Consider the following 22,445-nt stretch of genomic DNA (forward strand, 5'->3'; position numbering starts at 1 on the left):
CACCCCGCCGGCCCGGCCCGCGTCCTACCCGCGCAGCTCCCCCGCCACCAACTCGCCGATCTGCGCCGTGTTCAAAGCCGCACCCTTGCGCAGATTGTCCCCGCACACGAACAGCTCCAGCGCCCGCGGATCGTCCAGCGAACGCCGCACCCGGCCGACCCAGGTCGGATCCGTACCGACGACGTCGGACGGGGTGGGGAACTCCCCCTCGGCCGGATCGTCGCTGAGGACGACCCCGGGGGCGGCGGCCAGGATCTCGTGCGCGCCGGCGACCGTGACCTCGTTCTCGAACCGCGCGTGCACGGCCAGCGAATGGGTCGTGAGCACCGGCACCCGTACACAGGTCGCGGTGACCCGCAGGTCCGGCAGCCCGAGGATCTTGCGGGACTCGTTGCGGACCTTGAGCTCCTCGGAGGACCAGCCGTCCTCCTGGAGCGAGCCGGCCCAGGGCACGACGTTGAGCGCGATCGGCGCCGGGAACGGCCCCAGCGTGTCGCCGACGGCCCGCCGTACGTCACCGGGCGTCGCGCCCAGCTCCGTGCCGCACACCGCCGACAGCTGCGCCCGCAGCGTGTCGACGCCGGCCTTCCCCGCCCCCGAGACGGCCTGGTACGAGGAGACGATCAGCTCGCTCAGCCCGTACTCGGCATGCAGTGCGCCCAGCGCGACGATCATCGACAGCGTCGTGCAGTTGGGGTTGGCGATGATGCCGCGCGGACGCACCCGCGCGGCATGCGCATTGACCTCGGGGACGACCAGCGGCACATCCGGATCCATCCGGAAGGCGCCCGAATTGTCCACAACCACCGCGCCCTTGGACACCGCGACCGGCGCCCACTGCGCGGAGACCTCGTCGGGGACGTCGAACATCGCGACGTCGATGCCGTCGAAGGCCTCCTCGCTCAGCGCGACGACCTCGACCTGCTCACCCCGTACGGTCAGCTTGCGGCCGGCCGACCGGGGCGAGGCGATCAGGCGGATCTCACCCCAGATGTCGGCCCGCTCGGAGAGGATGCCGAGCAGCACCGAGCCGACGGCACCGGTGGCGCCGACGACGGCGAGATGCGGCCTGCGAGCCGTACGGGCGTCCGCCCCCGCCGTGTCGGCGAGGGACGGACGGCCCGCCTCGGCCGGAATCATCGTCCGGTGCCGCCATAGACCACGGCCTCGTCGCTCTCCGTGTCGAGACCGAAGGCGGTGTGCACGGCGCGCACGGCCTCGTTCACGTCATCGGCGCGGGTGACGACCGAGATGCGGATCTCGGAGGTCGAGATGAGCTCGATGTTCACGCCGGCGTTCGACAGCGCCTCGAAGAACGTCGCCGTGACGCCCGGGTTGGTCTTCATACCCGCGCCGACCAGCGAGATCTTGGCGATCTGGTCGTCGTAGCGCAGCGACTCGAAACCGACCGCGGCCCGGGTCTTCTCCAGGGCGGCGACGGCCTTGCGGCCCTCGGCCTTGGGCAGCGTGAAGGAGATGTCGGTCAGGCCGGTCGAGGCGGCCGACACGTTCTGCACGACCATGTCGATGTTGACCTCGGAGTCCGCGATCGCGCGGAAGATGCGCGCGGCCTCGCCCGGCTTGTCCGGAACGCCGACGACCGTGACCTTCGCCTCGGAGGTGTCGTGTGCGACGCCCGAGATGATTGCCTGCTCCATCGGCTGGTCCCCTTGCGGTTCGTTGCTGACCCATGTGCCCTGCAGCCCCGAGAAGGAGGAGCGGACGTGGATCGGGATGTTGTAACGGCGTGCGTACTCGACGCAACGGTGCAGCAGCACCTTGGAGCCGGAGCTGGCCAGCTCCAGCATGTCCTCGAAGGAGATCCAGTCGATCTTCCGGGCCTTCTTCACGACCCGCGGGTCGGCGGTGAAGACGCCGTCCACGTCGGTGTAGATCTCACAGACCTCGGCGTCCAGCGCGGCCGCCAGCGCCACCGCGGTGGTGTCCGAGCCACCCCGCCCCAGCGTGGTGATGTCCTTCTTGTCCTGGGACACGCCCTGGAAGCCGGCGACGATGGCGATGTTGCCCTCGTCGACCGAGCTCTTGATGCGGCCCGGCGTGACATCGATGATCCGTGCCTTGTTGTGCACGGAGTCGGTGATGACACCGGCCTGGCTACCGGTGAAGGACTGCGCCTCGTGACCGAGGTTTTTGATCGCCATCGCCAGCAGGGCCATGGAGATCCGCTCTCCGGCGGTCAGCAGCATGTCGAACTCGCGCCCCGACGGAATCGGGGACACTTCCTGCGCGAGATCGATCAGCTCGTCCGTCGTGTCGCCCATCGCCGAAACCACGACGACCACCTGGTGGCCGTTCTTCTTGGCTTCGACGACTCGCTTGGCAACGCGCTTGATGCCCTCGGCATCCGCAACGGATGAGCCGCCGTACTTCTGCACGACAAGGCCCACGTGCGCTCCTCGCAACTGTCTCTTCGGGAGTTTCCTCCCGGACCCCCGAAATGGGGGTACTGCGGTCGGCTCAGTCTATCGAGCAAGCGGAGTCCGCCCTGCTAATACCACATCGTGAGACGCGGGACCCACTACGTGAGCCACGCCTCCCGGGGGCGGTTCCGCCGGGCGCCCCATCGCGCCCGCTCGGCGAGCACATGCCCGCTACAGACCGGTACACACGAAAACGTAACCCAGGTCACAGGGCGGGGCGCCCCGGAACTCAGACTCCGCCCAGCCCCAGCGGACCGGCGATCTCCGCCGCCATGACCTTCCCGGCCTCCTCGGCGAGCCGTTCCTCGTCGCCGTCGGCCCCGCTGTCGGTGTCCAGGCCGTCCAGCGCGTCCAGCGGCTGGTCGAGGCGTACGTGGGCGACCAGCGACTGCAGCGCGCGCAGGGCGGCCGAGGCGGTCGGGCCCCAGTTGGAGAGGTAGGAGAACTGCCACCACCACAGGGCCTCGCTGATCCTGCCCGCCCTGTAGTGCGCCAGGCCGTGCCGCAGGTCGGTGATGATGTCGGCCAGGTCGTCGGAGACACGGCAGGCGACCGGCTCGCTACGCGGCACATACGGGTCGAAGACCTCGGAGTAGACGTCCACCGGGTCGAGCAGGACCGCGAAGCGCTCCCGGAGATCGTCGACGTCCGGCTCCGGTCCGGTGTCCGGTTCGTACCGCTCGTCGGGAACGATGTCCTCGTGGGCGCCCAGCCGTCCGCCGGTGAGCAGCAGCTGGGAGATCTCCAGCAGCAGGAAGGGCACCGCGCTGTCCGGCTCGTCGCCCTTGGCGACCTCCGTGACGGCGACGATGAAGCTCTCGATCGAGTCGGAGATCGAAACGGCGAAGTCGTCCGGGTCCTGTGTCGCGTTGTGCAGCGTGGCATCAGACATCGAGAAGTCTCCTCCCTTCGAAGGCCCGCCCGAGCGTGACCTCGTCGGCATACTCCAGATCGCCTCCGACCGGCAGTCCGCTCGCCAGTCGTGTCACTCTCAGGCCCATGGGTTTGATCATGCGGGCCAGATACGTGGCCGTGGCCTCGCCCTCCAGATTCGGGTCGGTGGCCAGGATCAGCTCGGTGACGGTGCCGTCCGCGAGCCTGGTCAGCAACTCCCGTATCCGCAGGTCGTCGGGGCCGACGCCCTCGATCGGGCTGATCGCCCCACCGAGGACGTGGTAGCGGCCGCGGAACTCCCGGGTCCGCTCGATGGCCACGACGTCCTTGGGCTCCTCCACGACGCAGATGACCGCCGGATCACGCCGCGGGTCCAGGCAGACCCGGCACTGCTCCTCCTGCGCCACATTGCCGCAGACGCTGCAGAACCGGACCTTCGCCTTGACCTCCATCAGCGCGTTCGCGAGCCGGCGGACATCGGTCGGCTCGGCCTGAAGGATGTGGAAGGCGATCCGCTGCGCGCTCTTGGGACCGACGCCGGGCAGCCTGCCCAACTCGTCGATCAGGTCCTGGACCACGCCTTCATACACGGAACGTCTTCTCTCTCTTCTGCCGTGCTGCGTACGCTAGTTGGCTACTCCTCAGAAGGGGAGACCGGGGATGCCGCCGCCGCCCAGACCCTGGGCGAGCGGACCGAGCTTCTGCTGCTGCAGCTGCTGGGCACTGGCATTGGCGTCCCGGACCGCCGCCAGCACGAGGTCGGCGATCGTCTCGGCCGTCTCCTCCGCGGAGTCGGTGTCGACCGCCTTGGGGTCGATGACCAGGCCCTTGAGCTCACCGGAGCCGGTCACCGTCGCCTTGACCAGGCCTCCGCCCGCGGAGCCCTCCACGGGCGTCTCCGCCAGCTCCTGCTGGGCGGCCGCGAGGTCCTGCTGCATCTTCTGGGCCTGCTGGAGCAGCTGCTGCATATTGGGCTGACCACCGGGGATCACGACGTGACTCCTGCCATACGACAACGATTGGTGCGGTAGCCCGAGCCTACGTGTTCCACCGCCCCCGCGCCCTACTGCGTAAGGAGGAGCACGGGCGTACGCCTGATGTACGCCCACTCAGAGCCGGTCTCTCGCCGCGTGCCGATCCGGTCGACGACTCCGGCCGAGGGCCCCAGGAACAGGCACCTCCCACCGCGCCGCGCCCGCCCTCGCCGTGAGGCACGCACTCATGCCCGCATGCGCTCACTCATCCGCGTATGCGATCGCTCATCCCCGTATGCGCTCACTCATTGTTGAACTCCTCCAGCACCGTCGCGCCCAGCTCCCGCACGATCAGGTCGTGGCCGCTGAGCGCGGAGTCGACCAGGTCCGGGTCGTCCTCGGCCGGCATGTCGTACTCGATCGACATCGGCGGAGGCTCAGGGGTGTACGAGGGCTCCGCGACGGGGGCGCCGCCCTGCCCGCCCCCTGCGGACGCCGAAGGGGCCACCGCTTCCCGCGCCATCCGCGCGCCCTGGCTGCCGCCGGCGGCACCGCCCTGGCCGTACTGCCCGCCGGAGGACTCGGACGCCCCCGGGCCGCCCTGCTGGGGCGGCGGCTGGGGTGCGGACTGCGGCGGCGCGGCGGGCGCTCCGCCACCGAAGCCGCCACCGCCAGTGCGGGGCGCGCCGCCGGCGGGCGGATTGGCGCCGCCGGACGGGTCGACGATCGCCTCCACCCGCCACTGCAGCTGGAACCGCTCGGCGAGCACGTCCTTGAGGACGTCCTCGCTGCCGCCGTTGGCGAAGCTGTCGCGGGCACCGGCATTGGGAAACCCGATCTGCAGCGTCGTCCCGTCGAATCCGGAGACCTGCGCATTCTGGCTCAGCAGGATCCAGGTGAACCGCCGCCGGTCCTTCACCGCCTCCAGGATCTCCGGCCACATCTGCCGCACCTGAGCGGCACCCTGCGCCGCCCCGGGGGCCGCCCCGGCCTGCGGCTGCTGCTGTACGGCCGGGTGCCCACCGGCCGCCGGAGCGGTCTGCGCCGACTGCGGCGGGACGGGCGCGCCGGCCGCCGGACCGGGCGCCGTGGGCGCACCGCCCTGCTGCCCCTGGCCGCCCTGGTTCTGCTGCCCCTGGCCGCCCTGGCCCGGCGCCACGGCCGTCGGCCAGCCACCGGGCTGCCGTGCCCCGCCCGCGCTGCCCGCTCCGCCTGCGCCGTTGCCGCGGCCCGCGGCTCCGGGCCAGGCTCCCGGCCGTGCGGGCGCGCCCTCACGGCCGGCGTCCTGCGCACCGCCCGCCGGGACGCCCGCCGGACCGCCCTGCGGCCCGCCCGCGGCACCGCCGTCGGCTCCCCGCTGCTGCTCCCCACCGGACCCGGCCATGGCTCCACCGGGCGCACCCGGGCCACCCGCGGCCGGAGCCGCAGGGGCCGGCGCGGCCGGGCCGCTCGCTGCGGCCGGTGCCGCCGCACCGCCACCCGGGCCACTGCTCGCCGCACCGCCGCCCGTCGCGCCCCGCACCGCGGCACGGGCCGCCGCCGGGCCGGACGACCCCGCGGCCGGCATCGCCGGATGTGCCTCAGGGCCCGGCACATACCCGGCCGCGGGCCCGCCGGTGGCCACTACAGGCGCCGCCCCGGCCCCCAGGTCACCGCCGCCACCACCGGTCACCCCGCCGGCACCGCCCGCCCCGCCGAGCAGCGCCGCACCCGCGCCGCGCTCCAGGCGATCGAGCCGCGCCTGCACCGAGCGCTCGTCGTCGTACGCCGCGGGCAGCAGCACCCGCGCACAGATCAGTTCCAGCTGCAACCGGGGCGAGGTCGCCCCGCGCATCTCCGTCAGGCCCGTATTGACCAGATCGGCCGCCCGGCTCAGCTCGGCCGCGCCGAACACGGACGCCTGCGCCGTCATCCGCTCCACCACGTCCGCGGGGGCGTCGATCAGGCCCTTCTCCCCCGCGTCCGGCACCGCCGCCAGGATCACCAGGTCCCGCAGCCGCTCCAGCAGGTCCGCCACGAACCGGCGGGGGTCGTTGCCGCCCTCGATGACGCGGTCCACCACCTCGAAGGCCGCCGCGCCGTCTCCGGCGGCGAACGCCTCCACCACCGAATCCAGCAGCGACCCGTCGGTGTACCCCAGCAGGGCCGTCGCCATGGCATACGTCACACCCTCGGCGCCCGCACCGGCGAGCAGCTGGTCCATCACCGACATCGAGTCACGCACGGAGCCGGCACCGGCCCGCACGACCAGCGGCAGCACACCGTCCTCGACCGGAATGTCCTCCTGCCCGCACACCTGCCCCAGGTATTCGCGCAGCGTCCCGGGCGGCACCAGCCGGAACGGATAGTGATGGGTCCGCGACCGAATCGTCCCGATGACCTTCTCGGGCTCGGTGGTCGCGAAGATGAACTTCAGATGCTCCGGCGGCTCCTCGACCACCTTCAGCAGGGCGTTGAACCCCGCGGAGGTGACCATGTGGGCCTCGTCGATGATGTAGATCTTGTACCGACTGCTGGCCGGCCCGAAGAACGCCTTCTCGCGCAGCTCACGGGCGTCGTCCACGCCACCGTGCGACGCCGCGTCGATCTCGATCACATCGATGGACCCGCGCCCGTTCCTGGCCAGGTCCACACACGACTGGCACGTCCCGCAGGGCGTGGGAGTGGGACCTTCCTCACAGTTCAGGCAGCGCGCGAGAATCCGAGCACTGGTCGTCTTGCCACAGCCGCGCGGCCCACTGAATAGATAGGCGTGGTTGACCCGGTTGTTCCGCAACGCCTGCTGCAGCGGATCGGTCACGTGCTCTTGCCCGATGACCTCGGCGAAGGTCTCGGGTCGGTATCGGCGGTACAGCGCAAGGGACGACACGCATACGACGATATCGGGCCCCACTGACAACCGGCCCTTCCCCAAGTCCTCGGCTTCGCTCGAGCAGGGAAGGCCCCATCGCAAACGCAAGCGCCCCCCACGCACCCGCCAGAGCCGACCTACCCTTGCTGCCTTCCGGCCCTGGGGGAGTTCAGTCAGATAGCGCCACGTGAGGGGCTGAGCACCACAGTAGCGGATCCACCGCCCGACAGCCGAACCCGGCCCCCGCCCACACCCCCGCTCCGACCCACCTCCACCCCCTCCCCCGGATCATGTTCGCGAGCACTCCCCAACGTCTTGTATTGTTTGCGGCGGAGGATTCGCCTAGTGGCCTAGGGCGCACGCTTGGAAAGCGTGTTGGGGGCAACCCCTCACGAGTTCGAATCTCGTATCCTCCGCCAGTGCTCTCACCGGGCACGATGTCGAAGGGCCCCACCGCTTGCGGTGGGGCCCTTCGCGGTTCTCCCTCTCGGTTCCCGTCTCAGTCGGTTTCGGGCGGCGGCGCCCAGAGCGCCTCTCCGATCTGCTGCGCGGCCTTCCGCAGCATCGGCCCGGTGATGTGCATGTACCGGGCGAACGCCGAAGAGCAGCAGATCGGTCCCCTATGTGTGACGAGCGACATGAAGCCGCCCGTCCGGGACTTCCCGGTACTGCCGAAGGATCTCGATCAGAGGGTCAGTGCAGACCGATGGTGCGCCGGCCCACCCGCGACTTGGTGGACGTGTGCTCACGCCGGGCCTGTTCCCGCCGGAGGCAGTAGCCGGCCTTCCGTCCGCAGGGGGTGACCCCCGCATAAGTGCGCGTACTTGGGCCGAAGCCGGTTCTTCCGGATACGGACGTATCCCGCCCCAAGATCGACGTCTTCCCAGTGCAGCCCGAGGACTTCCCCCTGCCGCAGGCCGAGTGCCGGGGCGACGACCCACCGACGTGGGAGAAACCCCCCTCTGCGGCTGGAGCAGTCGGCTCCACGGCTTTAGCCACCCCCCGGCCAGCGTCCCGCGTCGAGTAAGACCGGGCGGGCCACCGGCCGAACCCGCTCCGCCAGCCTTAAGACTGCCAGCCGTGCCGATTAATATGAATAACTGCGTTTCTGGGACAGGTCGGCCCCTGCGCCTTACGGTACGGGCATGCATCAGGATGAGCCCGTTGGCTTCTGGAGCTACACACGCCGAGACGATGAAATCGAACGTGGCAAGATAAAAAGGTTGGTCGATCTCATCTCGGACGAGTTCGAGATCATGACCGGCCGCGAGCTACACATCTTCTTCGACAAGCAAGACATTTCCTGGGGCGAGGAATGGCGCACACGAATTGACTCAGCAATCATGGGGACGACTTTCATGATCGCCATCGTCACTCCCCGGTTCTTGAAGAGCCAGGAGTGCCGTCGAGAGGTGATCACCTTCTCTAGCCATGCATCGAGTCGCGGCCTTGATGACCTACTGCTCCCTATTCTCTACAGCGGCCCCGCCGCCCTGCTGGACGAAAATCACGACGACGAAGTGGCCACCTTGATCAAGAGGCGCAACTACGTCAACTGGACGCACCTCCGCCTGGAAGACGAAGATTCTCCCGAGTACCGTCGGGCCGTCCATGCACTCGCCCAACGGCTGGCAGAAATTCTGGACCGTTCCAGCGAAATGGAGCCTACCGCTCAAGAAACGCTGATCGTTGACGACCAAGTGGGTATCGTTGACCAGCTCGCCGACATGGAAAATGCCTTGCCACGGCTAGCTGAATGCCTGACCGGGTTCGGTCAGGTAACGGGAGAAATCGGCTCCCACATGCAGTGGGCAACGGGCGAGATCGGCGAATCCGACAAGCGTAATGGTGGATTTGCTGGAAGGCTGCGAGTAAGCGATCAGCTCGCTGACCGGCTGCAGGTGCCGGTACAGAAGCTTGCCGAACTAGGGGAGCAGTACGCCTCTGCATTGGCAATCGTCGACCCCGGCGTCTTGACGTTCATCAGGATGGCGAAAGACCCCGATCTCCCCGAAGAGGATCGGTCCGCGGTCGAGGAATTTTTCCGCGTCGTTGTACACACAGTTGCCATCTCGCGCGAAAACGTGCCGATTCTCACAGGCTTCGCGTCCAGCGCAGAGGAAACTGCCAAATACAGCAGGAGCATGCGGCCCCTCATGAGGACGCTGGTCAAATCTGTGCAGCGAGTCGTCGACGGGCAAGCCGTTATGGACGAGTGGGAGAGGTTGATCAAGGAAGGCGATGGCCCGACAGTAACCTCGCGTTGACCGCGCTCAGAGCACCGAGGCGACCGTGCGAAGTGCACTCCCCGCTCTCCCACCGGTCGAAGACAGGGGCACCTACCCGACTCACCCCGATTCACGTCCGGCTGGCAGCCCCCCTACGGTCACCTCGACCCGCTGCCCCCCTCTCTCCATCCGTGCGGTGCGGGCCTGGCGCGGACGGAAGAAGCACCGTCCTACGTGGCCGTGCCGGGCATCGTCGGGGCAGCAAGGTCAGGAGCGTGGCCCGGTGGTCTCGCTGGTGGCGCTCGCTGTGCCCCAACCAGGTAAGCATGTCTGGCACTTGGTACGGCGGAGCCGATGGGCGGGCGTCCCTGGGCGGCCGTTACGAGAGCACGGGATCCGCGGAGGTGGCCAGGTGGCCGACAGCGGCCAGTCCCCCATGGCCGACGGGTTTCTCGCCATGTGGCTGGACGAGATCGCCGTCGAACTGTCCAAGCTGGGTGCGCTTGCTCTCCCGGAGGGCTTCGCGGACGACTACAGCCCCGGCACGCTGTCCGTCCTGGAGGAAGCGGCGATCGCCTACCTGGAGCAGGGGGGCAACACCGATCTCCTCGTCCGCGGGCTGGGCGCTTATCTGGGGGAGGCCGTCTTGTACACGGCCGGGGGTCACTGGGAGTGGTCCGGGTGCCAGGAAGGCGATCCCGTCGTGGTCGTCGACCCCGTGCACAAGGCGGGACCGGTCGATGTGTGCGGCATCGTCCGCAGGGCCCTGGACGAAGCCACCGGCGAAGTGTTCGCCGAGGAGCATGGCTGGATGGAGATCGCCGCGGCCGCGCAGAGGGACAAGGATCCGTCCTGGCGGCCGGTGAAGGCAGTGGACGGCGTAGAGCGCCCCCAGGAGCGCCGCTGAGCGCTCGTGCATGGCGGGCGGCTGCGCTGAAGGGGCAGGGTCGGGTCCGTTGGCTGCGCTGAAGGGGTAAGGCCGGGTCCGTTGGCTGCGCTGAAGGGGTAAGGCCGGGTCCGTGCTGGTGATCACCGCGGAGATCGACCGGTGAGCCGACGCGGAGGCCATACCGGCGCGGGACCGGTCGGACGTCCTGGGCCTCGTCCGCCTGCGGCACCCGGGTCACCACCTGGGCCACCTGAGGGGCGTGGAAGCGGACCCGCCCCTCCCCACGCCCCCGGCCCCCTCAGCACCCCCCTCGGCCCCGCCAGGCGGGTCAGTGTGGCCGGGTCCCGTCGTACAGTCATCCGATACCCCGGCGTGGTGTGTGTCGGAGGTGCCAAACGAGCGGTACATATGGGACATGGCCCGAAATTCCGGCCGCTTCCCGTGGCTGCCTTCGGGGCGCTGGTTCACCGGTCGGCGCCCGGGCCGCAGTCGGCGTGCACGGCGTGCCGCCTCGCCGGGATCGCCAGGACGGCGCCCGCGGCCGCTGGCCAGTGTCCACAGCGTCGCCGGTCAGCTGTTCCTGCTGCAGGTCCTGATCGTGCTGCTGCTCGTCGTGGCCGCGGTGATCACGCTGCTGGTGCAGGCCCGCAGCGACCGGTTCCAGGGGGCGCGCGATCGTTCGCTGGCGGCGGCCGAGGCCTTCGCGCACAGCCCCGGCCTGGTGGAGACGCTGGACGGGAAGCACCCGTCGGCGGTGCTCCAGCCGCGGACGGAGTCCGCCCGCAAACGGGGCGGGCTCGACTTCATCGTCGTCATGAACCGGGACGGCATCCGCTACACCCACCCCCGGCCGGAGCTGATCGGCAAGCGTTTCGTGGGCACCATCAAGCCGTCGCTCGCCGGCAAGGTCACGCTGGAGAGCGTCAACGGCCCGCTCGGCCACGAGGTGCAGGCGGTGGTGCCGGTCAGGGACGCGCGCGGCAAGGTGGTGGCGTTGGTGTCGGCCGGTATGCGGGTCAGCCGTGTGAGCAGCGCGATCGACCGGCAGCTGCCGGTCGTCCTCGGCACCGGGGCGGCGGCGCTGGGCCTGGCCACGGCCGGCACCGCGCTGGTGAGCCGGCGGTTGCAGCGCCAGACCCACGGGCTCGGACCGGCGGAGATGACCCGCATGTACGAGCACCACGACGCGGTGTTGCACGCCGTGCGCGAGGGCGTACTCATCGTCGACGCGGACGGGTGCGTCCTGCTGGCGAACGACGAGGCGCGCCGGCTGCTCGACCTGGCGCCCGACGCGGAGGGGCGCCAGGTCGACGACCTGGGGCTCGCCCCCCAGGTGGCCGACCTGCTGACGTCCCGGCGCGCGGTCACCGACGAGGTGTTCCAGGTCGGGGACCGGCTGCTGGCGGTGAACAACCGGTCCACCGACCGCCGCGGGGGCCCGCCCGGCAGTGTGGCCACGCTGCGGGACTCCACCGAGCTGCTCGCCCTCGCGGGGAAGGCCGAGGCCGCCCAGAGCCGTCTGCGGCTGCTGTACGACGCGAGCGTGGCGATCGGCACCACCCTGGATGTGCGGCGCACCGCCGAGGAGCTGACCCAGGTCGCCGTGGGCCGCTTCGCCGACTACGTCACCGTCGATCTGGCCGAGCCGGTGCTGAGCGGCGAGGAGCCGCCGCAGGGGGCGTATCAGGAGGCTCCGGAGCTGCGCCGGGTGGCACTCGCCGGGATCCGCGACGACCACCCCCTCTACCCGGCGGGCGAGCTGCACAGGTTCGCCGGGACGACTCCGATGGCCATGGTCTTCGTGACCGGGCAGTCCGTGCTCGTACCGGATCTGCGGGTCGCCGACCACTGGCGCGACCAGGACACCGAGCGCTTCCAGCTGGTGCTGAGCCATGGGTGCCAGTCGCTGATCACCGTGCCGCTCCAGGCGCGCGGGGTGCTCATGGGGGTCGCCAACTTCTGGCGCACCCGGGAGAGCACCCCCTTCGAGGAGAGCGAGCTGTCCCTGGCCGAGGAGATGGCGGCCCGGGCCGCCGTGTGCATCGACAACGCCCGGCGCTTCACCCGCGAGCACGCCCTGGCCGTCACGCTGCAGCACAGCCTGCTCCCCCGCGGTCTGCCCGAGCAGAACGCCCTCGACATCGCCCACCGCTATCTGCCCGCGCAGACCGGGGTGGGCGGCGACTGGTTCGACGTCATCCCGCTGCCGGGCGCCCGGGTCGCGCTGGTCGTCGGCGACGTGGTCGGTCACGGTCTGCACGCGGCCGCCACGATGGGCCGGCTGCGCACCGCGGTGCAGAACTTCTCCACCCTCGACCTGCCGCCCGACGAGCTGCTCAACCACCTGGACGAGTTGATCAACCGCATCGACCAGGAGGCGGCCGCGGCGAACGAGGACGCCATGGTCGCGGGCGCCACCTGCCTGTACGCGATCTACGACCCCTCCTCCGGTGTGTGCAGCCTGTCCCGCGCCGGCCACCTCCTGCCGGCGCTGGTCCGTCCCGACGGCACCGTGGAGTTCCCCGAGCTGCCCGCCGGTCTGCCGCTCGGCCTCAGCGTGCTGCCCTTCGAGTCCACGGACCTGGTGCTGCCCGAGGGCAGCAGCCTCGTGCTGTACACCGACGGTCTCGTCGAGGACCGCAAGCGGGACATCGACACCGGGCTGCAGCTGCTGGCCACGGCGCTGGCGCAGCCGGGCCGGACGCCGCACGAGACGTGCGAGGCCGTGCTGGGCGCCCTGCTGCCGGACCGCCAGCGCGACGACATCGCCCTGCTCGTCGCACGCACCCACCGGCTGGCCCCCGAGCGCATCGCGAACCTGGACGTCCCCTCCGACCCGGCGGCGGTGGCCGACGCGCGCGCGGAGATCACCCGGCAGCTGACGCGGTGGGGCCTGGCGGAGGCGGCCTTCACCACCGAGCTCATCGTCAGCGAGCTGATCACCAACGCCATCCGGCACGCCACCGGCCCGATCCGGGTGCGTCTGCTGCTCGACTCCACCCTGATCTGCGAGGTCTCCGACACCAGCAGCACCGCCCCGCACCTGCGCTACGCCGCCGCGGAGGACGAAGGGGGCCGTGGTCTGTTCCTCGTCGCCCAGCTCGCCCTGCGCTGGGGCACCCGCTACACCCCCGAGGGCAAGATCATCTGGGCCGAGCAGGCCCTTGACCGGCCTCTTCTCTGACCGGGCCGGGCCTCGGTCGGCCGGCGGCACGGCTCGGGGCGCCGTTGTGGGTGCGGGCGGGGGGATGGGCGTGGAAGAGCGTGTCGTACAGGCCGTGCCGTTCCAGGAGTTGGGGGTGGGTGCCCGACTCCACCAGCCGCCCGCCGTCCAGGACGAGGATGCGGTCGGCTTCCGCGGCGAGGTCCAGGTCGTGGCTGATCACGATCGCGGTGCGGCCCTCGGCGAGGCGCCGCACCGGGCCGAGGATGCGCTGGGTGGCCAGCACGTCCAGGCCGGTGGTGGGCTCGTCGAGGACGAGTACCGGGGCGTCGCGCAGCATGGCGCGGGCGATCGCGACGCGCTGCAGCTGGCCGCCGGAGAGGCGGGCGGTACCGGGGGCGATGACGGTGTCGTAGCCGTCCGGGAGGGCGCTGATGAAACCGTGGGCGTCGGCCGCGCGGGCGGCGCGTACGACCTCGTCGTGGGAGACGTGGGTGTGGACGAGCCCGCAGGCGATGTTCTCCTCCACGGTGTCGTGCAGGACGAGGGTGTCCTGCGGCAGGAGCGTGATGTTGCGGCGGAGCTGGGCCAGCGGCATCTGGTCCACGGGCACGTCGTCCAGCCGGATGCTGCCGCTGTCGGGGTCGTAGAACCTCAGCAGCAGCGCCGCCAGGGTCGACTTGCCCGCGCCACTCGGTCCGGTGATGACCAGCAGTTCGCCGGGGACCGCGGTGAAGGAGAAGTCGTGCAGGACGTCCTCGGTGCTTCCCGGGTAGTGGAAGTCGACCCCCCGCGCCTCCACCTCCCCGATGGCGCGGTCGAAGCGCGGCGGGGCGGCCAGGGACGGCGGCGGGTCGCTGACGGCGGGGCGGGCGTCGAGGATCTCCAGCAGGCGCTCGGAACCGGCGGTGGCTTCGGTGGCCGTCAGGCCGAGCTGGCCCAGGGAGCGGATCGGCGGGTAGAGGTAGCCGACGAAGGCGGCGAAGGCCAGCAGCTGTCCGAGGGTCATCCGGCCCGCGGAGATCTCCCACGCCCCGAGGCCGATGATCGCCAGCACGCAGAGGGTTTCGAGCAGCTCCACGATCTGGTCGTAGAGGCCGTTGAGGCGGGCGCTGCTCACCGAGGCCCTGAACCAGTTGTCCGCCCGGCGCTGGAGGCGCTGCTCCTCGTCGTGCTGCCGGTTGTAGGCCTGGGTCATCACGACGTTCACCAGGCCCTCTTCGACGACCGAGGTGATGGCGCCGTCGGCGGCGCGCTCCCGGCGGGAGATCTCCTTCACCCGGCTGGTGAAGCGTTGTGTGGCGTACAAGAACAGCGGGGCCAGCAGGAACGTGGCCAGCGCCAGCTCCCAGCGCAGCCAGAGGGCGGCGCCGGCGTAGAAGACGATGCCGAACAGGGCCGCGGCGGCCTGCACGAGACCGGAGACCACCAGTTCCTCGATGGCGTCGACATCGCCGGTCATCCGCTCCAGCAGGTCGCCGCGGCGGTTGCGCTGGAAGAAGTGCGGCGGCAGCTTCTGCAGATGGGCGAAGACCCGGGCCCTCAGGCGCATCACGAAACGCTCGGCGGTCCAGGCCGCGAGCGAGTTGCCGAGGTAGGCCACCACCGCGCCGATGACGGCGACGCCGAGCCACACCCCGGCGGGCTGCCAGAAGGCGCTGACCGAGCCCTTCTGCAGGGCGTTGTCGGTGAGTTGGGCGAAGACCAGGATCGCCACGGTCTCGGTGGCCGCGGCCGCGATGGCGGCCAGGCAGACCAGGAAGATCCAGCGGCGGTCGCCTCTGGTCAGCGGCCAGAAGCGGCGGATCGATTCCTTGAGGCCGACGCGCCTGGTGCGGATCGTGGGATCCGCCTGCGCCGCCCACAGGCCTCGCCCAAGGCCTTGGCCCTGGCCAACGGGCGGTGTTCCGGAGCCTTGTTGGGGCGGCGGCGTCGGCGCTTGATCGGGTGCCGTTCGCCGGCGGGAGCTGCGCAGATGCATGGTCGCTACGTCATCTCGGGCTGCTCGGGAGGGCCGATCGGGCGGGCACGCCCCCGGTTGGAGTGCCGCGGGGTGCCCCTATACACACGAGGCGGACTCGCGTGTCACGCGAGCCAGCCTCGAGCTCAGAGCTTTGACTTAGTCGTAGTAGCCGAAGTAACGGCGCCTACGGAGCCTGCGACCGTGCCTGCGGCGGAACCGCCGACGGCCGCGGCCCCTGCCGTGGTCGTCCCAGTCGCACCTGTCGCGCCTACGTGGGAAGACGTTCCGGAAGCTCATGCTTCCTCCTCGGTTGGGTTCCTTGCTGACGAGCCGTTTTTCAGGTCCGTCAACTCCCAAGCTACGACGCCAACCTGCCACCAACAAGGAAAAATGCGTGAAATTTCAGACATAAGCCGAAATTCTTTTCATTACCACACAACGTGCCTGCGGGTGACGCTCCGAATGCGGCCTCGCGTTTGAGCGAGGCGGCCCTCACCAGGCAACTATCACCCTCCGTAGCCGGCACGGGACTTGACGGTCCGGTCGCGGCGCTCCGCCGGCTCCGGACCGCGCCGAGGCCGGTGCATCAGCACCGCTGCGGCGCCGGTGGCGGCGAGCGCCACCACGGCGGCGCAGAAGGCGTCGCGGGCGCCGAGCAGCGCGGCGTCCGCGGCCGATGTGCCGGTGGCGGCGCCGGATGCGCCGATGGCGTGGAAGAAGACCGCGCCGAGCAGCGCGACGCCGAGCGTGCCGCCGAGTTGCTGGGCGGCGTTGAGCAACCCGGCCGCCGAGCCCGTCTCGTGCGGGCGGACCCGGTGCAGGGCGGTGGTGAAGAACGCGACGGCGAACAGCCCCTGCCCCAGGCCGCAGGCGGCCAGCGCGGCCGGCAGCGGCCACGGGTAGGACGTCGCCGCACCGGCCACGTAGACCGCGGTGGCAGCCAGGGTGCCCACGAGCAGGGCGGCCAGCCCGGCGAACATCACGCGTGCGCCGTAGCGGGGCACCAGGCGCGCGCCCGCGATCCAGGAGGACACCGCCATCGCGCACGACCACGGCAGCAGGGTGAGACCCGCGGACCGGACATCGGTGTGCGGCCCGAGTTGGAGCTGCAGCACGATCACCATCATCAGGCCGTTGATCACCGCGAAGAAGAGCACGGAGGCGGCCAGCGCGGCCGGGAAACCGCGGTCCCGGAAGAGCCCGGCCTCGACCAGCGCGCTGCGGCCCCGCGCGCTGCGGCGGCGCTGGTGGGCGCCGAAGACCGCCAGGACGGCGAGACCGGTGGCCAGCACGGCCCAGGGCCGGGGCGATCCCCAGGCCGGACCGCCGTCGATGAGCGGGTGGACGGTCAGGCCCATGCCGAGGACCGCCAGCGCGGTGCCCGCGAGGTCGAGGCGCGGCCGCCGCGCGGAGCGGTCCTCCCGCAGGAGGGGCGTCGCGGCGAGCACCCCCAGGCCGAGCGGGACGTTGACGAAGAACACCGCCCGCCAGGAGGAGCCGAGCAGATCGGCGTGCGTCACGACGCCCGCGAGCACCGGACCGCAGACCGCGGCCAGGCCCATGACCGGGCCGATGCTGCCCATGGCCCTGGCCAGTTCGTCGCCGTCGAACATGCTCCGGATCAGACCGATGGTCTGCGGGATGACGAGCGCCGCCGCGGCACCCTGGGCGGCCCGCGCGGTGATCAGCAGCGCCGGCGAGGTGGCCAGCGCACAGGCCACCGAGGCGGCCACGAACCCGGCGATCCCGATCCGGAACACCCGCTTGCGTCCGGCGATGTCGCCCAGCCGGCCGCCGGTGATCAGCAGCACCGCGAACGGCAGCGTGTAGGCGGCGCTGAACCAGGGGATGGCGGAGGCGGGCCCGCCGAGGTCGGCATGGATCACCGGGGCGGTGACCGTCATGATCGTGGAATCGAGCAGATTCATGGCCTCGGCGATCAGCAGGATCACCAGGGCGGCCCAGCGTCGGCGAGCGGGCATGGGGGCCTCCGTTCAGCGGGTGCGAGGGATGCGGCGGAGCGCACGGGAGAGCCTGCGGGCGCGTACGGTGGGATTCCACCTACGGCGTGGAGATCGCCGATCTTTTCCATCGGAGCCGGGCTGGTGAAGGATCCATCCATCGAGCGGGTCCCTGAAGGTGCGGCCGTGCGGCTGGACGACGTCGACCGCGGGCTGGTGCACGCGCTGCACCTCGACGGGCGGGCGCCGTTCAGCCGGATCGCCGCGGTGCTCGGGGTGTCGACCCAGACCGTGGCCCGCCGCTACCGGCGGCTGCGCGCGGCGGCCGGGCTGCGGGTCGTCGGACTCGCCGATCCGCACCGCGCGGGCCGGGCGCAGTGGCTGGTGCGGCTCACCGCCGCCCCGCACAGCGCCCAGGACCTCGCCTGGGCGCTGGCCAGGCGCGCGGACACCTCCTGGGTGAAACTCGCCTCCGGCGGCACCGAGATCATCGCGGTCGTGCACACCCCGGCCGATGCCGCCGGGCACTCACTGCTGCTGCACGACATCCCGCGCACCGCCGGCATCACCGCGGTCTCCGCCCACTACCTGCTGCACACCTACCTCGGCGGCCCCACCGCCTGGCGCGGCCGCGCCAACGTCCTGGACGAGGCCCAGCGGCGCCAACTGGCGCCCCACACAGGGCTGGACGACGAGGGGAACACCGGCCAGGACGGTCGGGACGACCGGGAGAACCGGGAGAACCGGGAGAACCGGGAGAACCGGGAGAACCGGGAGAACCGGGAGAACCGGGAGAACCGGGAGAACCATGGCGGCGGCCAACTCCCCATCCCCGCAGTGGAGTTGACCGACGGCGACCACCGCCTGCTGACCGCGCTCCAGCGGGACGGCCGGACCGGCCAGGCCGAACTGGCCGCGGCCACCGGCTGGTCCCCGGCCACCGTCGCGCGCCGCCTCACCGCTCTACGGGCGACCGGCACGCTCTTCTTCGACGTCGAGGTCGACGACGCGCCATACGGCGCCACCACGCAGGCCCTGCTCTGGATGACCGTGGCTCCCACCCACCTCGACCAGGTCGCCACCGACCTCGCCCGGCACGACGAGCTGGCCTTCGTCGCCGCCACCACCGGCCCCACGAACCTGGTCGCGCACGCCCTGTGCCCCGGGCCCGCGGCCCTGCACCACTACCTCACCCACCGCCTGGGCAACCGCACCGCGATCCGCACCCTGGAGACCGCGCCCGTCCTGCGCACCCTCAAGGGGGCGGGCCCGCTCGCTCCCCCGGCCTCCTTTCGGTTGTCCCAATAGTTTGAATACCTGAACCATCTACACTCGCAGCATGCCGCAGACGCCCGAGGCCGGGGAGCCGCCCCGGAGGCCGACCCCCGACGAGCTCCGGATCACCGGCCTCGTGCCGCTGCTGGAGCCGTTCTTCCGCGGCTCGGCGGTGCGCGACCTCATGCCGGCACCCCTGCGCGACGCCATGGAGGCACACGGGCTGACGCCGCGTCACGGCGCGGTGCTCCCGCAGCTGCTGGCCGGGGAGCCGCTGACCGTCGGCGAGATCGCCCGGCGGCTGCATGTGTCGCTGCCCACCGCCAGCGAGCTGGTGGGCGCCCTGAGCCGGGCCGGGATCGTGGAGCGCGCCGAGGACCCGACGAATCGCCGCCGCATCCTGGTGTCGCTGTCCGAGGCCCACCGCCCCTCGCTGGAAACCTTCATCGCCCGGCGCACCGAGCCGCTGCTGCGCGCGCTGGACGGACTCTCCCCCGGCGACCGGGCCGGCTTCCTCGCCGGACTCACGGCCTGGGTCCGCGAGGTACAGAGCTGAAGAGCCCGTCTCCCCGAACTCCGTGGGCCGGAGGGCGGGGAGACGGGCTCCCGGGCGGCATCTGCCCCTAGGGCGTGTCGCCGGAGGGTCGGCCGACCACTCTGGGGCGGTTGCTCGGCCTGGCCGGCGCACTGGAGGGCGTCGGCTTGGCGGCCGGGGACTTGGCGGCCGCCGGGGTGCGCGCGGGCGCCGGGAAGTCGCCCCGGTCCGGGGAGTTCACGGGGTCCTGAACTCCGGCCGGAGCCGGGGACTTGGCCGGAGCCGGGGACTTGGCGGGCGCAGGGGACTTGGCGGGCGCCGGCGACTTGGCGGGCGCAGGAGAACGCGCGGGGTCCGGGGACTTGGCGGGAGCCGGGGTGCCCGAGGGATGCGCCGGGTCCCGCGGGTCCGCGGAGTCACGCGGGTCCGGGGAGCGGGACGGGTCCGGGGCGTGGGAGTGATCCGCCGGGTCACGCGGGTCCGCGGAGTCACGCGGGTCCGGCGAGCGGGACGGGTCCGGGGCGTCGGACGGGTCGCCGGAATCGCGCGGGTCCGGGGAGTACGACGAGTCCCCGGAGTCCGACGGGTCGCCGGAATCGCGCGGGTCCCCGGAGTCACGCGGGTCCCCGGAGTCCGACGGGTCGCCCGAGTCACGCGGGTCCTCGTAGGACGGGTCCTCGTCATCGCGCGGGTCCGGCTCCGGGGCGCTGTCCGGGTCGAGCTGCAGGCTTCCGTACCGCGCGAAGCGGGCCCACTCGCCGGCCGGGACCACGGCCATCGCCTTGCCGGTGCAGTCGCGGGAGGACCACAGGATGAGGTCGAGGGGGGTTTCGTTGCCCACCTCGCCGCCCCCCTGCCCGAGGCCGTAGCAGTGGTCGTCACCCGGGTCGAGGATCTCGTACTGCTTGTTGTGCGGGCGCATGTGGAAGGTGATGGTGCCGGTGGTGGCCTGCGCACGGAGGGGGGCGAACGCGGCGAGCGCCGTCCCGGTGATTGCCGCCGCGCCAAGCAAAGCAGTCATATGTCGCATGGCCGGAAGGTTCCACATATCATATGGGACTATTCACCACGAATCGGATATTCACCCCCGGCCCCCGTGACGCTTCCCAGCCACAGCACATCCCGCGCCCTGGTCATCGCCACAAAGAGCTGACTGCGGGCCAGTTCCCCGCGCTCGCGGGCCGTTTCGGCGCCGGCGCCCACGGCGTCCTGCTTGGTCTCGGGTGGCAGGGCGGCGTCGTAACGGGGCAGGTAGACGCGCTTGAATTCGAGGCCCTTGGCGCGGCGGTAGCTGCCGAGCTTCACCCCTTCGGACGGGTTCCCGTCGTACTGCTCCAGCGGGCAGACCCCGATGCCCGCGCGGGTGAGCAGGCGCAGGTAGCGCTCGATGGCGCGCTGGGAGGAGCACAGGACGGCGGAGTCGGCCAGTTCCTGCGGGGTCAGGGCGTGCAGGGCGGCGAGCAGCGCCCGGTCGTGTCCGGCCACGGTGGGCAGTACGGCGCGCTGCACCTGGCCGTGATGGTAGGTCAGGTCCACGTCCCGGCGGCCCGGTGTGCGCAGCCCGTCGAGGTCCTCGAAGGCGTCCTCGGCGACCACGGAGAGCGCGGTGTCCACGATCTCCTTGCTGTTGCGGTAGTTGGCGCGCAGCACCTGCCCGCGGTCGCCGCGGATGTCGATGCCGGCGTCGGAGAGCCGGAACCCGCCGGGGTAGACCGACTGCTGCCCGTCGCCGATGAGCAGCAGTCCGTTGGAGCTGTCGCCGACCAGGGCGTGCAGCAGGCGTACCCCGACGAGCGTGAGGTCCTGGACCTCGTCCACGACGACGGCCGTGTACCCGCAGTGGTGGGTGCGGCCGGCCGCCTCCGCGAGCGCGAGGGAGAGCACGTCGTTGAAGTCGTGCACCGCGCGCTCGGTGCGCTCGGCCTCGTACGCCTCGTACAGGGCCCAGACGGCCTGCCGGTGCGGGCGGCGCAGGGCGGCCCGGCGGCGACGGCGGGCGAGCGCGGCGTACTCGTCGAAGGAGGTGATGCCGCGGCCCTTGATGACGTAGTCGATCTCCTCCCGCCAGTAGCGGGGCAGTGGGTCGATCTCGGCCAGGCAGCTGTCCCGGCCGACGTGCTTCCAGGCGAGGCTGAAGGCCGTCTCGGCCTTGTCCCGGTGCAGGCGGACGGTCACGCCGCGGCCGTGGAGGTACTCCTGTGCCCAGGAGTGCAGGCTGCGGAAGTCGATCCGGTCGGCGACCGCCGGAGCCATGGCCTTGAGGAAGGTGGCCTGCACTCGGGGCAGGTTGTTGGCGAAGGTGGCGTACAGGACGCGGCCGCCGGTGCGCTGGGCGAGGTGGGCCGCGCGGTGCAGCCCCACCACCGTCTTGCCGGTGCCGGCCGGGCCGCTGATCCGGGCGGGGCCGGCCCAGTTGCGGCGTACCAGTGCGAGCTGGTCGGGGTCCAGGAAGCTCATCCACTGCTCGATGGGGGCCCGGCGGGCCTCGTCCAGCGCGGCCTCGCGGAGCCCGTCGAGGTCGAAGAGGCCGTCGGCCTCGGGCTCGGGCGGGCGGGCCGCGGTGCGGGCGGGCCCGTTGCCGGCCGGGTCCTCGTACTCGGGGAAGACCCGCCCCAGATGCTCGGCCAGGGCGCGGACCGAGGCCGCGGGCAGCCGGGTGCGCTCCGACAGCAGCGCGGGGCCGATCTCGTGCTCGCCCAGCAGCCGTACCCGGCCCAGTTCGGCGTCGACCCGCTGCCCGGCGAAGGCCATCAGCGGACGCACCGCCACCGGGGACATCCCCAGGGACGCCACCGCGACCTCGGCGGCCTTGGTGACCGCGAGCAGTTTGCGCCGGTGCTCGTCGCGGGAGAACCCGCCGGCCCGCAGCCGTCCGCCCGAAGGCTCGGGCGCGGCCCGCCAGTTCTTGACGTCGATGACGAAGACGCCGCCGGGGCCGATCAGCAGCATGTCCACATTGGCCGCGCGGGTGCCCGGCCAGCGCCGGTCGACCAGCAGCCGCCAGCCGCGCTCGGTCAGCATCAGCAGCTGCGCGGCGACCCGCCGCTCCCCCTCGCTCGCCGCCTCCCAGCGTTCGGCCTGCTGCCGGGCCGCCCGCCACTGCTCGCGTAACACGCGCTCCTGCCTGCGGGCTTCCTGCGCCCGCCGGGAGGCCGACCCGCCCGCCGAACCGCCCGCCACACCCGCTGCTGCCATCGCTCGCCCCCTCACCGCCGGCCCCCGCACCCGCGGGGGCCATGAACCATAGGTCGGGGGCACATGACGCGGTAGT

The 22,445-nt window shown here is 71.6% G+C and carries 15 protein-coding genes, 1 tRNA gene, 1 other RNA gene and 1 pseudogene; 6 read left to right on the forward strand and 12 right to left on the reverse strand.

Going from position 1 to position 22,445, the window contains the following annotated elements:
- Positions 1 to 24 precede the first annotated feature (24 nt).
- The 7 genes from ACZ5XZ_RS08575 to ffs all read right to left on the reverse strand — a co-directional run bounded on the left by ACZ5XZ_RS08575 (position 25) and on the right by ffs (position 7,360).
- Positions 25 to 1,140 (reverse strand): aspartate-semialdehyde dehydrogenase, encoded by a 1,116-nt coding sequence (locus ACZ5XZ_RS08575; RefSeq protein ID WP_468975470.1) that lies wholly within the window; start codon positions 1,138 to 1,140, stop codon positions 25 to 27.
- Positions 1,137 to 2,408, reverse strand: a complete 1,272-nt coding sequence (locus tag ACZ5XZ_RS08580; RefSeq protein WP_384427788.1) for an aspartate kinase — start codon at positions 2,406 to 2,408, stop codon at positions 1,137 to 1,139. Before ACZ5XZ_RS08580 ends, ACZ5XZ_RS08575 begins: the two co-directional genes overlap by 4 nt.
- Before the next feature lie 262 nt (positions 2,409 to 2,670).
- The gene (locus ACZ5XZ_RS08585) at positions 2,671 to 3,333 is read right to left on the reverse strand and encodes a DUF5063 domain-containing protein (protein ID WP_468975472.1); all 663 of its coding nucleotides are present in this window, start codon (positions 3,331 to 3,333) and stop codon (positions 2,671 to 2,673) included.
- On the reverse strand, positions 3,326 to 3,925 hold the full coding sequence (recR, locus tag ACZ5XZ_RS08590; RefSeq protein ID WP_030813346.1) for a recombination mediator RecR: 600 nt from the start codon (positions 3,923 to 3,925) through the stop codon (positions 3,326 to 3,328). Before recR ends, ACZ5XZ_RS08585 begins: the two co-directional genes overlap by 8 nt.
- Positions 3,926 to 3,976: 51 nt before the next feature.
- Positions 3,977 to 4,327, reverse strand: coding sequence for a YbaB/EbfC family nucleoid-associated protein (locus ACZ5XZ_RS08595; RefSeq protein ID WP_384427784.1), 351 nt, complete (start codon positions 4,325 to 4,327; stop codon positions 3,977 to 3,979).
- Positions 4,328 to 4,610: 283 nt separating this feature from the next.
- Complete coding sequence (locus tag ACZ5XZ_RS08600; RefSeq protein WP_468975474.1) at positions 4,611 to 7,178, reverse strand: DNA polymerase III subunit gamma and tau; 2,568 nt, start codon at positions 7,176 to 7,178, stop codon at positions 4,611 to 4,613.
- An 83-nt stretch (positions 7,179 to 7,261) separates the two neighbouring features.
- Positions 7,262 to 7,360, reverse strand: an RNA gene (gene ffs, locus ACZ5XZ_RS08605) — signal recognition particle sRNA small type.
- Between the two features lie 131 nt (positions 7,361 to 7,491).
- On the opposite strand from ffs, the gene ACZ5XZ_RS08610 reads away from it, so the two are divergent.
- Positions 7,492 to 7,579, forward strand: a tRNA-Ser gene (locus ACZ5XZ_RS08610).
- An 80-nt stretch (positions 7,580 to 7,659) separates the two neighbouring features.
- Here ACZ5XZ_RS08610 and ACZ5XZ_RS08615 read toward each other — a convergent pair.
- Positions 7,660 to 8,103, reverse strand: a pseudogene (locus tag ACZ5XZ_RS08615) (site-specific integrase); the annotation flags it as partial.
- 202 nt (positions 8,104 to 8,305) lie between these two features.
- Here ACZ5XZ_RS08615 and ACZ5XZ_RS08620 point away from each other — a divergent pair.
- The 3 genes from ACZ5XZ_RS08620 to ACZ5XZ_RS08630 all read left to right on the forward strand — a co-directional run bounded on the left by ACZ5XZ_RS08620 (position 8,306) and on the right by ACZ5XZ_RS08630 (position 13,461).
- Positions 8,306 to 9,427 carry a toll/interleukin-1 receptor domain-containing protein gene (locus ACZ5XZ_RS08620; RefSeq protein ID WP_468975476.1) on the forward strand — a complete coding sequence of 374 codons (1,122 nt, stop codon included), beginning with the start codon at positions 8,306 to 8,308 and terminating at the stop codon, positions 9,425 to 9,427.
- 373 nt (positions 9,428 to 9,800) lie between these two features.
- Complete coding sequence (locus tag ACZ5XZ_RS08625; protein ID WP_468975478.1) at positions 9,801 to 10,295, forward strand: hypothetical protein; 495 nt, start codon at positions 9,801 to 9,803, stop codon at positions 10,293 to 10,295.
- A gap of 397 nt (positions 10,296 to 10,692) precedes the next feature.
- Complete coding sequence (locus ACZ5XZ_RS08630) at positions 10,693 to 13,461, forward strand: SpoIIE family protein phosphatase (protein WP_468975480.1); 2,769 nt, start codon at positions 10,693 to 10,695, stop codon at positions 13,459 to 13,461.
- Here ACZ5XZ_RS08630 and ACZ5XZ_RS08635 read toward each other — a convergent pair.
- On the reverse strand, positions 13,421 to 15,421 hold the full coding sequence (locus ACZ5XZ_RS08635) for an ABC transporter ATP-binding protein (protein WP_468975481.1): 2,001 nt from the start codon (positions 15,419 to 15,421) through the stop codon (positions 13,421 to 13,423). The genes ACZ5XZ_RS08630 and ACZ5XZ_RS08635 overlap by 41 nt on opposite strands.
- A gap of 488 nt (positions 15,422 to 15,909) precedes the next feature.
- A complete protein-coding gene (locus ACZ5XZ_RS08640; protein ID WP_468975483.1) occupies positions 15,910 to 17,385 on the reverse strand; it encodes an MFS transporter in 1,476 nt (491 codons plus the stop codon).
- Positions 17,386 to 17,550: 165 nt separating this feature from the next.
- Here ACZ5XZ_RS08640 and ACZ5XZ_RS08645 point away from each other — a divergent pair, with 165 nt between their 5' ends.
- Together ACZ5XZ_RS08645 and ACZ5XZ_RS08650 are read left to right on the forward strand one after the other, a co-directional pair.
- Positions 17,551 to 18,672, forward strand: coding sequence for an Lrp/AsnC family transcriptional regulator (locus ACZ5XZ_RS08645; RefSeq protein ID WP_468975485.1), 1,122 nt, complete (start codon positions 17,551 to 17,553; stop codon positions 18,670 to 18,672).
- 31 nt (positions 18,673 to 18,703) lie between these two features.
- The gene (locus tag ACZ5XZ_RS08650; RefSeq protein WP_468975487.1) at positions 18,704 to 19,195 is read left to right on the forward strand and encodes a MarR family winged helix-turn-helix transcriptional regulator; all 492 of its coding nucleotides are present in this window, start codon (positions 18,704 to 18,706) and stop codon (positions 19,193 to 19,195) included.
- 67 nt (positions 19,196 to 19,262) lie between these two features.
- Here ACZ5XZ_RS08650 and ACZ5XZ_RS08655 read toward each other — a convergent pair whose 3' ends face one another.
- Both ACZ5XZ_RS08655 and ACZ5XZ_RS08660 read right to left on the reverse strand, forming a co-directional pair.
- Positions 19,263 to 20,195: a chitin-binding protein gene (locus ACZ5XZ_RS08655; protein WP_468975489.1), complete on the reverse strand. Its 933-nt coding sequence runs from the start codon at positions 20,193 to 20,195 to the stop codon at positions 19,263 to 19,265.
- Between the two features lie 38 nt (positions 20,196 to 20,233).
- Positions 20,234 to 22,369, reverse strand: coding sequence for a nuclease-related domain-containing DEAD/DEAH box helicase (locus ACZ5XZ_RS08660; protein WP_468975491.1), 2,136 nt, complete (start codon positions 22,367 to 22,369; stop codon positions 20,234 to 20,236).
- Between the last annotated feature and the right edge of the window lie 76 nt (positions 22,370 to 22,445).

The organism is Streptomyces sp. NPDC033270 (assembly GCF_055576575.1).

What these genes read in the sequence shown, in the direction of transcription:
- ACZ5XZ_RS08630 (WP_468975480.1), top strand. Translation starts at nt 10,693, where the DNA reads ATGGCCCGAAATTCCGGCCGCTTCCCGTGGCTGCCTTCGGGGCGCTGG.
- ACZ5XZ_RS08660 (WP_468975491.1), bottom strand. Translation starts at nt 22,369, where the DNA reads ATGGCAGCAGCGGGTGTGGCGGGCGGTTCGGCGGGCGGGTCGGCCTCC.
- ACZ5XZ_RS08655 (WP_468975489.1), bottom strand. Translation starts at nt 20,195, where the DNA reads ATGACTGCTTTGCTTGGCGCGGCGGCAATCACCGGGACGGCGCTCGCC.
- ACZ5XZ_RS08575 (WP_468975470.1), bottom strand. Translation starts at nt 1,140, where the DNA reads ATGATTCCGGCCGAGGCGGGCCGTCCGTCCCTCGCCGACACGGCGGGG.
- ACZ5XZ_RS08620 (WP_468975476.1), top strand. Translation starts at nt 8,306, where the DNA reads ATGCATCAGGATGAGCCCGTTGGCTTCTGGAGCTACACACGCCGAGAC.
- ACZ5XZ_RS08640 (WP_468975483.1), bottom strand. Translation starts at nt 17,385, where the DNA reads ATGCCCGCTCGCCGACGCTGGGCCGCCCTGGTGATCCTGCTGATCGCC.
- ACZ5XZ_RS08650 (WP_468975487.1), top strand. Translation starts at nt 18,704, where the DNA reads ATGCCGCAGACGCCCGAGGCCGGGGAGCCGCCCCGGAGGCCGACCCCC.
- ACZ5XZ_RS08635 (WP_468975481.1), bottom strand. Translation starts at nt 15,421, where the DNA reads ATGCATCTGCGCAGCTCCCGCCGGCGAACGGCACCCGATCAAGCGCCG.
- ACZ5XZ_RS08585 (WP_468975472.1), bottom strand. Translation starts at nt 3,333, where the DNA reads ATGTCTGATGCCACGCTGCACAACGCGACACAGGACCCGGACGACTTC.